A 10,538-nucleotide genomic window follows, 5' to 3' on the forward strand; every position below is an offset into this window, starting at 1 on the left:
TTGGAACTTCTACACAAGAACGTTTAAATAGAAACCGCGAAGAGCAATGTTATCTTGAGGTCGACCCTCAATATCAATTGCCAATAACTTGGCTAACCGCAGAAGCGCAAATTCAATGTCACGGGGATCAAAGTGCCCGCGCTGTTTGGGCAAAACTGGCCGTTCAAGTTCATTCCCAGCCTTTCCATTGGCCAGAGTACGATTTGGGGTGATACCTTTTGCGGTTAACTTTGATTGTTCTATTTTTGGCCCATCTGCAACCATCTATGAGACCTCTACGATGTTATTCATAACAATGCTCGCAAATTACCCTATCTGTTCGATAGCACACAATTTAATCAATATTCGTAATTCTTTATTTATATCTCTATCAGGGAAGGCCTTCGCGAACTCACTATCAGTAAACCAATCCCTGCCGCATAGCCAATCCCGCACCCATGATTCATCACCCAAGAGACCGCATACATTTCCCACCTTGAAGGCAGAAATCCTTCCATTAAATGGCATATCATAAGCTGGGAAACTTTCTTGAACGGCAGCATTTTTTTGGTGGTTGCGAACCAACTGTTTCGCTCCAAAACTGCAGATTATTTCTTCCAAACGCCTGCCAAGCTTGGCCAAGTGGGATTTGAGGGCATGTTGCTGATCGTAGTGGGGCAGCGGCTGATTGAACAAAGGGTCATGTTCAAGCTGCGCCTTGACCACGTCAAACACGTTCACCCCTACTAATGGTACAATACCGAATGTCAGATGCAAACTAGCCTCACTCGAAGCAATAGCGTCGTGGTACTGACCACGTGGGATGTAAAGAAAATCGCCTGGAGTTAACTCCACTTTCTCAATGCAATCTCCTTTAAGCCTTTCATTTTCCTCAGCACCCAATTTAAACACGTAAGGGGAGCTCGATAAAGGCCTTTCATAAAAGCCTTCATAGAGATTCCAAAATTTACGACCAGCTATCTGAAGTACAAAAACATCAGTTCCATCAAAATGAGTGGCAAACCCCTGGCTAGCTTGCCAGGAGCAATAAATGTTGCACTTAACCTGAGCTCTGAATTGCAGTTGCAAACAACCGGCAACACCCGATAGTTCTGGTGTGAGTGTATCTGCATGATTGAGTACCAATGTTGCACCATCTTCTAGGTGTTTGTGAATTAGTTCGGGTACAGGACGCTGAATTACGTGCCCATCACGGTCTGTCTCAACCACACAATAAGTTTTTGGGTCTAATGTTGGCCCCTGTTTAGCAAGCGTCAGCAAACGACCGGTCCATAGTGTGCTATCGGATAACAATTTATTGATTACATCCCATGAAGCAACATCCTCAAATTTGCCATCATTACCAGAAACATACAGATGAGCCTTCCCACAATAATCCAATTCAAATTTTTCTCTAGTAATAGGCGAAATGAGATCGGCAAAACGGGGTATGGTCTTACTCATGGTGTCAACAATCCCGAACAGGATTCTAAAAATCCACAATCCTCAAGCTCACGAAGATCCTTCAAAATTTCTTCTTGCTGTCGATTTGGAAAAGATCCAAATATCGTGGCAAGTGAGAAAATCTCAGACTCTTTGGCCCAACGCGCAATCTCAACGGCCCCCTCACCAAGCCCCTCCGGAATCTTGGCTTGCACCGGAGTCCTGTAGACGCTTGAAACCTCATGACGTGGTAATGAAAATGTTGCGTATTTGGCCAAAGACATTTTTAGGCGCTGAAATTTAGCCACCCGATTCCCAAATTCATCACTTGCCAATATTTTCCTAGCTTCGCCTGCTAATTCTTGCAAATGAGCATCGCTTGAGAGTTCCTCATCATAAAATGGAAGGTCACTACGGAATAATGCCGAGTCTGTCAAACATTCGCTTATGAGAGAGAAAAGTGCAATTCCATTTGGACGCTGAAGAAAAACAGTTAGTGTTAGGCATTCCTTATTAAGACCGGCGTATCTGTAAAACTGTCCCGAAGGAAGATAAAGCACATCACCTGTAGTCATCTCAAGTTCACCAGCAACTTGGTTAGGATGAATCTCATCGGTTGCAGTAGCTCGTTCTTCAAATAACGCCCAATAAGAACTGCCATCTAATTGTATGTGAAAAGCATCAGCAGCCTCGAAATCAGGAATCTCACTTGGGTCATGGGGCCCTGCACAACGTAATCTAACCTCTGCATCAGACCCAAATGCGGAGCCTAAAGCTTGCGTCAAATGAAGAAGAGAAGGATCAGCTCCCTCAAACTTATTTAACTCCAAATAAGCACCGCCGGCCAAATACTCAAAAACGATTGCTGGATCCGGACGGAAAATTGGCTGTAGGTCCCTATTTATTCCACCAAAACAATACTTTTCTGCTGGAACTGCCAAATCCTTTTTAGTTAGTTTTAAAGTCTTGCTTGACCAGAGCTTAGAATTGTTCAGCCAAGTATTTACCTCCTTCCAACCAAAAAGATGAGCGGTTTTTTCAGCTTGACCGCCCACAAACGCGGGGGCCTCGTTGAGGTGTTCCTCAAAAAATGTCTCGACCGAGAGCGGATCGAGCAAACCGCGTAAATTCATGTAGTTCTGCATCACACTGGGACCGCCGAAAATAAATAGATATAAATTCACCATAGTGTAAACTATCTGAGCGAACCCACCAACCAGTCAGGTGCCTGCGTGCCAAGATGTCGCGTTAAAACAATTTTCTATTTATCGGTTCTTAAAGATGTTTCCAGCCTCGCCACCTAAATGGCTCCGTCCCGCTTCAGAATATGTCCCTCTCGTAATCTTCTTTGCTGCCTTTTACGCCGGAGGAAAAGACCTCATAACGGCAACAGCAGCTTTTATGATTGCAGTATTCATTCTTAGTGCGGCTCTACTGATATGGCGTCAAAAACCGCCGGCAATGTTCATGGTTACAACGGCTATCATCCTGATTTTCGGGGCTTTAACTTTGTGGTTTGATGATGAACGTTTTATCAAGATGAAGCCCACTATCGTTCAGGGTTTATTCGCAGTTAGCTTAATCACCGGCCTATTACTAAAGAAGCCTTTGTTAAAATCACTTTTAGGATCGGCGTGGAGCCTAGAGGAACGTGGGTGGCAAATATTAAGTTTCAGATACGCGGTATTTTTCACTTTTATGGCTGCATTAAATGAGATTGTTTGGCGCAATGTATCGACAGAGATTTGGCTCAATTTTAAAATATTTGGAATTTTAATTCTAACTTTTCTTTTTACCGCCTGCCAGATACCTCTTTTTTCCCGTTACAAAGCCGCTGCAAAAAAGAACAATTAGAAATCTACTACTTATTCCAATCATTGTCCGGGTTGCTAAAAGGTTGGCCACGACTCTTTCCTTCAGACGCATGGTGATGGTTAAGAGCCCAACTGACTGATGGGAAAGCTAAGTCCTCCCAAGGTATATGCTCCCAAGCAAAAAGAGCCACTTCAAGGCTTTCAATTCCAGGAGCAAATACCCGATTACTCAATTCTGCGTTATAAATCATCTGCACCTGACTTATGTGGGGAATGTTGTAGACCGCAAGGAGCCCATGAATAATTATGTCGGCACAAGCCTCCTCCATGACTTCTCGCCGAGCACCATCTACAACGGTCTCATTCAACTCCAAATACCCAGCAGGTATAGTCCAATATCCCTTCCGAGGCGATATTGCCCGTCGACATAGCAAATACTGTTCCTGCCAGACCACCACCGCGCCTGCAACTATTTTGGGGTTATCATACAGAATATAGCCGCATTCAGGGCAGACCATTCTTTCACGGGTATCATTCCTTGGGACTTTCGCAACACGCGGTCCAATCGTTACCCCTTTATCTAACTCTCCCATATCTTTTCCCTCATAACCAATAGCCCTCAAACTAATATCATCAAAAAAAATCCATAACTGAAATACCGAGATTAAAAACTTCCAATGCACATTCCCTAATGCCCATCACTAATTCCCTGAACACAGAAATAATTTAAATTATCCCGAGCTCGACTACACCCTCCCCGAATAAATTCCTGATTTGGATAAAACCCAAGTTCTTGGAATTGAGGCCCCCTCTTTTAAGCAGATCGTTTTCTAGAAATCTGCGGCTCAGGCAGCATTACTTATGCAGGTCACTTCTATGCCTCACAGGAGAACCATGACCTCAATCGCCCACTCTCAACTATTTTCCTGTTCCACTGAGTGCTGCTACACCAGGCAGTTGTTTTCCTTCCAGCCACTCAAGAAATGCACCGCCAGCTGTCGAGACATATGTGAAATCCTTGGCGACTCCAGCTTGATTCAAAGCTGCCACCGTATCACCCCCTCCAGCAATTGAAGTCATGACGCCGTCTCTTGTCAGCTTAGCAGCCGTTATAGCGATAGCATTTGTACTTCGATCAAATGGGGGCACTTCAAAAGCCCCCAATGGCCCGTTCCATAACAAAGTTCTACATTCAGTCAGTTTGGTAGAAAGGCCAGACACACTCTCCGGTCCTATATCAAGAATCATTTTATCTTTCGGAACACCTGCTAGTTGTACAACGTCCGTATATGTCCCTGTCTCTAAAGCAGGTGCAATTACCACATCAGACGGCAAGACGAGTTCACAACCCCTATCATCAGAATCTGCAATAATCTCTCGCGCCGTGCTTACCATATCATTCTCAATCAGGCTCTTGCCTACATCAACGCCGATTGCACGAAGGAAAGTATTGGCCATTGCTCCACCGATCACCACAAAATCCATTCGTTCGGTTAAATTGCCGAGGACTTCAAGCTTAGTTGAGATCTTTGCACCGCCGACTATGGCGCCAACTGGCCTTTTGGGATGCTCCAACGCAGAACTAAGAGCCGTCAGCTCTGCCTGCATATTGATTCCAGCAACACTCGGCAATAGGGAGGCAAGTCCAGCCGTCGATGCATGAGCCCGATGAGAGACCGAAAATCCATCGTTCACATATATGTCGCCTAGCTCAGCGAGCTCTGAAGCAAAGACCAAACAATTAGTTTCTTCTCCCGAGTGAAACCGCAGATTTTCTAGGACCGCAATCTGACCCTGCCCCAATGTCCTGACCGTTTCTTTGGCAGCTGTTCCTATGCAATCACATGCAAATGCCACAGATCTACCGTTTAACACCTTGGATAAGGCATTTGCTACTGGCTTAAGTGACAGTTCGGGTATTTTTTTACCCTTAGGGCGACCAAAGTGAGACAATAAGATTACACGGGCTCCTTCTTCAATCAGTCTATCGAGGGTCGGCTTTAAGCGTTCCAACCGAGTCAAATCACTTACAGAACCATCGTGAACGGGAACATTTAGGTCCGCTCGAACCAACACCCGCATACCTTTAACGTTTACATCATCAATAGTTTTATACATTGCCTTACTTTCAACAGCATACATGCTTGGGTAACGGATTTTTCCTTTGAGGGCAACGCTTGGACTAGATTTAACAAGGAAGACGTCTACAATTAAATACATGGCTATGTCATTTGAAAAATTTTCTTACGCGATCTCGCAGCGATTGCGCTATGGTTGGTTTCTTGCAAATCATGCTGCAACGATGCGCTTATCAAGACCTGCCCGGCGCCCAGCGAGCTCGACAGCAAATACCTTTCCATCTGCTCGGGAGATATCGTCGGATCTTTCAAGCCTATTTTCCCGTGACTGGGCCAATATCGAAGCTGGCTTGTACGTTGCGCCAGAACAACAATGGCCTAATCCTATTCGCGTTTTAAAAAAAACTAGGGCTTATTTTCGTGATTTAAAAAAAGTTAATAAACGTATAGGTGCCGGAAACAGTCGTGAAGTGGCCCAATCGCTTCGTAACACTTCTTTACCGGCCTATTATCTTCAAAACTTCCACTTTCAGACTGACGGCTATCTCAGCGAAGCGTCAGCTGAACTATACGATTATCAGGTAGAGGTCCTTTTCAGTGGGGGGGCTGAGACGATGCGACGTCAAGCTTTAGTTCCTCTACGCGCAGCATTCTGTGGAAAAAATATCCGTGACATTAATGTTCTAGATTTAGCCTGTGGCACCGGACGATTTATGGCAAACATAAAACAAAATTATCCGCGCCTTGCAGTTTCCGGTATTGACCTCAGCGCACCATATTTACGTCTCGCAAAGAAAACTCTCAAACATTGGTCACGCTTTGAACTGGTCCACGGTAATGGTGAAAACCTCCCCTTCTCGGATGAAAGTTTTGACGCAGTAAGCTGCATTTACTTGTTTCATGAGCTGCCTCGGCCTGTTCGTCGCAATGTTACAAATGAAATTTATCGTGTCCTCAAACCAAAGGGACGGTTCATCTTCGTCGACTCATTACAGCCAGGAGACCACCCACCTTTCGATTCCTTGTTGGCTCATTTCCCTTATGCAACTCATGAGCCGTTCTATACGGACTTTCTAAATGATGATCTTGAGCACTTGTTTTGCTCGGCAGGCTTCAGAATACATTCGTTGGAGCGCGCATTTTTTTCGCGCATAATGTCATTGATCAAGTAATAATTTACTTATTTAAACTCGCCATGCGGGCAACGATGATTTATGAAATCCTGACTTGAGCTTTATGAACAACGAGTCTACCAGGATTTATGCGTGCCACAATCTCTTCTTAAAGCTACTAAAAAAACAGAAGACGATAGTCTAGAACTTTCCGTAGTCATACCGATGAGGAATGAGGAAGGGAATGTACTGCCTTTAGTGAATGAAGTGAATGCCGAGCTTGCGCAACTCGAGCACTTTGAAATAATTTGTGTTGACGACGGTAGCGATGACAATACAGAAAATGAACTCCGTCAGGCAAGGGCTAGTTTTCCCAAACTCCGCATAATTCAACATATGCAACCCTACGGCCAAAGCACAGCTACAAGGACGGGCATTCGTGCTGCGTATGCACCATGGATTGTTACCCTCGATGGCGATGGCCAAAACCCCCCTTCGGAAATTCTAAGCCTGGTAAATGCCCGAGAGCACGCTTTAGAAAAAACTCCAAAGATTGGACCATTAATGATCGCTGGACAGCGCGCAACTCGAGAGGACAATTGGTTTCGAAAATTTTGCTCTATCGGAGCAAACGGCTTACGAAGCTTGGTGCTTAGAGATGGCATTCGCGACACCGGCTGCAGCTTGAAGCTATTCCGGCGCGATACATTCCTAGATCTTCCTTATTTCGATCACATGCATCGATTTTTACCTGCACTTGTTCAGCGTGCCGGAGGGCATGTCATTACTGTAAATGTAAAACATCGACCGCGCGCAAATGGGCAAACGAAGTATGGTCTTATGAACCGGCTCTGGACTGGCATAGTCGACATACTTGGGGTTCTATGGCTCATGCGCAGGGCAAAACAACCCACCATTAATGAATTGGATTAACTCAAATGGAAGAACTATTTGCAAAGTTGAAAAATATCCTCGCCGACCCCGAAGCAGCAACTTGGTTGGCGGTTGGCTTTGCTGGCCAAGCACTATTTTTTATGCGTTTCTTCGTTCAATGGATCCACAGTGAACGACAGCGCAGGAGCATCATACCGGTCGCATTTTGGTACTTCAGCCTTGGAGGAGGCGCTACACTGTTAGCGTATGCCATTTATCGCGCTGATCCTGTATTTATTGTGGGCCAATTTTGCGGATTATTTATCTACGCACGCAATCTTTACTTCATAATGCGTGCACGCCGTGACCCAGAGTCGCTTTGTTAAAAGATTGATGTTTACCTGAGCATGAAAAAATACTTCGGAAGAATACTTACTTTAAATCTAGCATTTGTTTCATCTAGACACGGAATGCACGCTATTTTGGCTGGTGTAATTTTATGGTGCTGGTTTTTACGCTCGTTTGTCTTCCCCGGAGTCGGGCCCGACGACGCTGAGCAACTTATATTTTCTCAATCATTTGACCTTGGGTATAGCACAGGGAATCCTCCATTAATCACTTGGCTAGTTATTCTTTTTCAGCAAATGTTTGGCGTAAGCGTCATAACAATCATGTCTCTCAAATTCCTTTTGCTATGGCTAGCTTATTATTTGGTGTGGCGCTGTGCTATTCGCGTATTGGCAGACAAACAACTTTCTACCTTGGCAACACTCTCCCTTTTTGCAGTTTATTACATCGCTTGGGATTCAGTGTTTCATTACTCAAACTCTCTTCTGATGATAGTTTTCATAGGCGCAACCTTCTTGAAGATGCTGCAATTAAATGAGAGCCCGACAGCGAAGAATTATGCATGGCTCGGGCTATTAATCGGCCTAGGTTTGCTTGCAAAGTATACTTTTGTTCTTTTTGCCATCCCCTTACTGGCAGCTGCCACCTTTGATTCACAGATTCGTCAAAGAGTAATGCACCCATTCTTTTTTATCACAGTAGTCATAGCTATCGTCATTAACATTCCACATGGCTACTGGATGATTGAAAATCATACCCTATTGCAACAACGCGCGATTGACAGATTTTCTCAAATGGGGAGTGAAAACTTTTTCACAGCAAGAGCTCTGGGCATCTTAGAAGTGGGGCGCATTTTGTTTGATATTTCGATGCCCTTGGTTGCTATTTTAATCGTCATATTTTGGCCCGCCTGTAAGCGGATTAATTGGAAGGAAGAGCCAATTAAACGCTACCACAACATTTTAGCACGCACATTCCTTATTGCTATTGGTTTGACACTTATAGGCTCATTAGTTTTTGGCATCTCTCGGATCCGAAGCCATTACATGATGATCTTGTTACTTTTCCCGATTTTGTTTTTTGCAAGAGTAAAATTCAGTGATATTCGGGCATGGCGCCTAAAAGCATACGCCGCAACACTCACGTCCATTGTTTGTATGATCATTTTTGGGCTTGGGCTGAAATATTTTATTGACCCCAAACGAAGTAGCAAAGCGTACTACAATATTCCCTACTCTGCCTATGCTCAGCAGTTACGTTCTAGTGGCTTTACTCATGGCACAATCTTCGCGGACTGGCATACAAATCCAATTGCCGGAAATTTTCGCGCCCAATTCCCTAAATCACGAGTCCTTGATTATCTTTGGACCCACTATACTCCCCCTAAGTCGATTAAAAATGGGAAGTGTCTCATAATCTGGACACCCCGCTCCGACGGATCTCGGCGACGCGAATTTTTGAATCAAGCCAACCTAATCTTGAAATCTAGCATAGACCTTGAAACACCCGCTCGTTTCCTAAAAGCGGAGATGCCACCCGGGGGAAGGATTGCGCAACTCGCATTCGTGATGGTTGAAGGCCAAGGCAAATGCAGGTGATTAGGTTCCTTATAAAATTTTTAAAACTGAAATCTGCGATATAATGTAAATTTCGATGTGCAATCGAAGAGAATAAGACAAAGGTACATCCCGAACCAGGGCGTTCACGAAGATACTCGAGATAACTAAATCCTAACAAACGCCATAATACGTGATGACAAAAAAATCAAAATGTAAAATTGGGGGAACAGAGTGGTTGAATTGCAAGTCATATCAGATGCCAAAAATGCACTTGGTGAAGGGCCGATGTGGAACATTCGGGAGAATGCTCTTTACTGGACAGATGCAAAAGAACATCCGCGAGTACAGAGGTGGGAGCCAAAAACCGGAAAGATAGATGAGTGGGAGATGCCTGACGTAATCGGCTCATTTGTTTTTCGCAAAAATGGCGGTCTGATTACGGCTCTGAAATCGGGTTTCTACAAGTTTGACTTAGAAAAATCTGAAGCCGAAAAATTCCACGATCCTGAACCCGGTTCGCCAACGACTCGTCTGAATGATGGCAAATGTGATCGTCGTGGGCGTTACTGGTGCGGATCTCTCGACGACAGCGGAAAGCCGGGGGGAGCGCTTTATCGAGTTGACCCAGATCTAAGTGTTCACAAAATGGATGAAGGGATAAAATGTTCTAATGGTATTGCTTTTAGCCCTGATAACAAATTTTTGTACTTTTCTGATTCCCGCAACGAGACTTGCTGGAGATATAATTACGATTTAAGCAGAGGGCAAATAACCAACAAAACACTCTGGATTGACAATCGCGGAAAACGAGCCCGGATAGATGGAGCAACAGTAGACTCTGAAGGGTTTTACTGGGCAGCACATATACGCCATTGGGAAATTGCCAAGTATGCTCCTGATGGCACGATAATGGAAACTATCGAATTGCCCATTCAACACCCAACAATGTGCACATTTGGAGGGAAAAATCTAGACATCCTATTCGTAAGTTCAGGTACAATTTTCTTAACAAAGGAGCGACTGGCAGAGCAGCCGCTCGCTGGAGCCGTTTTCGCTATTCATGGAACCGGTGCGATCGGTCTTCCTGAAGCATTCTTTGCAGGCTAATAAAAATGGTGCGCCCGACAGGATTCGAACCTGTGGCCCCCAGATTCGTCACACTACAACTTTCGTTGCCACCCCAGCACTGTGGGGTGTTTGTGCGCTGGACTTTCTCTTCATCATACCAACTAATGTTGGCTTAGATGCCGCCCGTAAAGTCTCTACACCGTTCCCTAACAGGACTTGGCTCGGGATTGCCATTCAACAGGTTTCCCCGACTTTGAGCGGTTC

12 protein-coding genes are annotated in these 10,538 nt (G+C 44.8%); 7 read left to right on the top strand and 5 right to left on the bottom strand.

Features of this window, described 5'->3' with window-relative positions:
• Positions 1 to 9 precede the first annotated feature (9 nt).
• From VX941_02690 to VX941_02700, 3 genes are read right to left on the bottom strand one after another with little or no spacing between them, the layout of a single operon-like run.
• A complete protein-coding gene (locus VX941_02690; GenBank protein MEE2932312.1) occupies positions 10 to 264 on the bottom strand; it encodes a hypothetical protein in 255 nt (84 codons plus the stop codon).
• Between the two features lie 42 nt (positions 265 to 306).
• Complete coding sequence (locus VX941_02695; protein ID MEE2932313.1) at positions 307 to 1,443, bottom strand: cupin domain-containing protein; 1,137 nt, start codon at positions 1,441 to 1,443, stop codon at positions 307 to 309.
• On the bottom strand, positions 1,440 to 2,555 hold the full coding sequence (locus tag VX941_02700) for a cupin domain-containing protein (GenBank protein ID MEE2932314.1): 1,116 nt from the start codon (positions 2,553 to 2,555) through the stop codon (positions 1,440 to 1,442). Before VX941_02700 ends, VX941_02695 begins: the two co-directional genes overlap by 4 nt.
• A gap of 148 nt (positions 2,556 to 2,703) precedes the next feature.
• Between VX941_02700 and VX941_02705 the strand changes: the two genes are divergently transcribed.
• Entirely contained in the window at positions 2,704 to 3,276 is a 573-nt protein-coding gene (locus VX941_02705) for a septation protein A (protein ID MEE2932315.1), read from the top strand.
• Positions 3,277 to 3,283: 7 nt separating this feature from the next.
• On the opposite strand, the gene VX941_02710 is transcribed toward VX941_02705, so the two are convergent.
• Positions 3,284 to 3,829 (bottom strand): NUDIX hydrolase, encoded by a 546-nt coding sequence (locus tag VX941_02710; GenBank protein ID MEE2932316.1) that lies wholly within the window; start codon positions 3,827 to 3,829, stop codon positions 3,284 to 3,286.
• Between the two features lie 325 nt (positions 3,830 to 4,154).
• Positions 4,155 to 5,378: a phosphoglycerate kinase gene (locus tag VX941_02715; protein MEE2932317.1), complete on the bottom strand. Its 1,224-nt coding sequence runs from the start codon at positions 5,376 to 5,378 to the stop codon at positions 4,155 to 4,157.
• An 82-nt stretch (positions 5,379 to 5,460) separates the two neighbouring features.
• Between VX941_02715 and VX941_02720 the strand changes: the two genes are divergently transcribed.
• The 6 genes from VX941_02720 to VX941_02745 all read left to right on the top strand — a co-directional run.
• The gene (locus tag VX941_02720; protein MEE2932318.1) at positions 5,461 to 6,486 is read left to right on the top strand and encodes a class I SAM-dependent methyltransferase; all 1,026 of its coding nucleotides are present in this window, start codon (positions 5,461 to 5,463) and stop codon (positions 6,484 to 6,486) included.
• A 93-nt stretch (positions 6,487 to 6,579) separates the two neighbouring features.
• A complete protein-coding gene (locus tag VX941_02725; GenBank protein MEE2932319.1) occupies positions 6,580 to 7,359 on the top strand; it encodes a glycosyltransferase family 2 protein in 780 nt (259 codons plus the stop codon).
• A 5-nt stretch (positions 7,360 to 7,364) separates the two neighbouring features.
• A complete protein-coding gene (locus VX941_02730; protein ID MEE2932320.1) occupies positions 7,365 to 7,685 on the top strand; it encodes a lipid-A-disaccharide synthase N-terminal domain-containing protein in 321 nt (106 codons plus the stop codon).
• Positions 7,686 to 7,706: 21 nt separating this feature from the next.
• Complete coding sequence (locus tag VX941_02735) at positions 7,707 to 9,245, top strand: glycosyltransferase family 39 protein (protein ID MEE2932321.1); 1,539 nt, start codon at positions 7,707 to 7,709, stop codon at positions 9,243 to 9,245.
• A gap of 192 nt (positions 9,246 to 9,437) precedes the next feature.
• On the top strand, positions 9,438 to 10,313 hold the full coding sequence (locus VX941_02740) for an SMP-30/gluconolactonase/LRE family protein (protein MEE2932322.1): 876 nt from the start codon (positions 9,438 to 9,440) through the stop codon (positions 10,311 to 10,313).
• Positions 10,303 to 10,538 (top strand): hypothetical protein (locus VX941_02745; protein MEE2932323.1); only part of this gene is annotated, 236 nt, incomplete at its 3' end. The genes VX941_02740 and VX941_02745, both read left to right, overlap by 11 nt.

This window comes from Pseudomonadota bacterium (genome assembly GCA_036339585.1).
In the GTDB taxonomy this organism is placed as follows: Bacteria; Pseudomonadota; Alphaproteobacteria; order UBA8366; family UBA8366; genus UBA8366.

Excerpts from the sequence above, each read along its gene's own strand:
- VX941_02690 (MEE2932312.1), bottom strand. The coding sequence starts at position 264 with ATGGTTGCAGATGGGCCAAAAATAGAACAATCAAAGTTAACCGCAAAA.
- VX941_02695 (MEE2932313.1), bottom strand. The coding sequence starts at position 1,443 with ATGAGTAAGACCATACCCCGTTTTGCCGATCTCATTTCGCCTATTACT.
- VX941_02700 (MEE2932314.1), bottom strand. The coding sequence starts at position 2,555 with ATGAATTTACGCGGTTTGCTCGATCCGCTCTCGGTCGAGACATTTTTT.
- VX941_02705 (MEE2932315.1), top strand. The coding sequence starts at position 2,704 with ATGTTTCCAGCCTCGCCACCTAAATGGCTCCGTCCCGCTTCAGAATAT.
- VX941_02710 (MEE2932316.1), bottom strand. The coding sequence starts at position 3,829 with ATGGGAGAGTTAGATAAAGGGGTAACGATTGGACCGCGTGTTGCGAAA.
- VX941_02715 (MEE2932317.1), bottom strand. The coding sequence starts at position 5,378 with ATGTATGCTGTTGAAAGTAAGGCAATGTATAAAACTATTGATGATGTA.
- VX941_02720 (MEE2932318.1), top strand. The coding sequence starts at position 5,461 with ATGTCATTTGAAAAATTTTCTTACGCGATCTCGCAGCGATTGCGCTAT.
- VX941_02730 (MEE2932320.1), top strand. The coding sequence starts at position 7,365 with ATGGAAGAACTATTTGCAAAGTTGAAAAATATCCTCGCCGACCCCGAA.
- VX941_02735 (MEE2932321.1), top strand. The coding sequence starts at position 7,707 with ATGAAAAAATACTTCGGAAGAATACTTACTTTAAATCTAGCATTTGTT.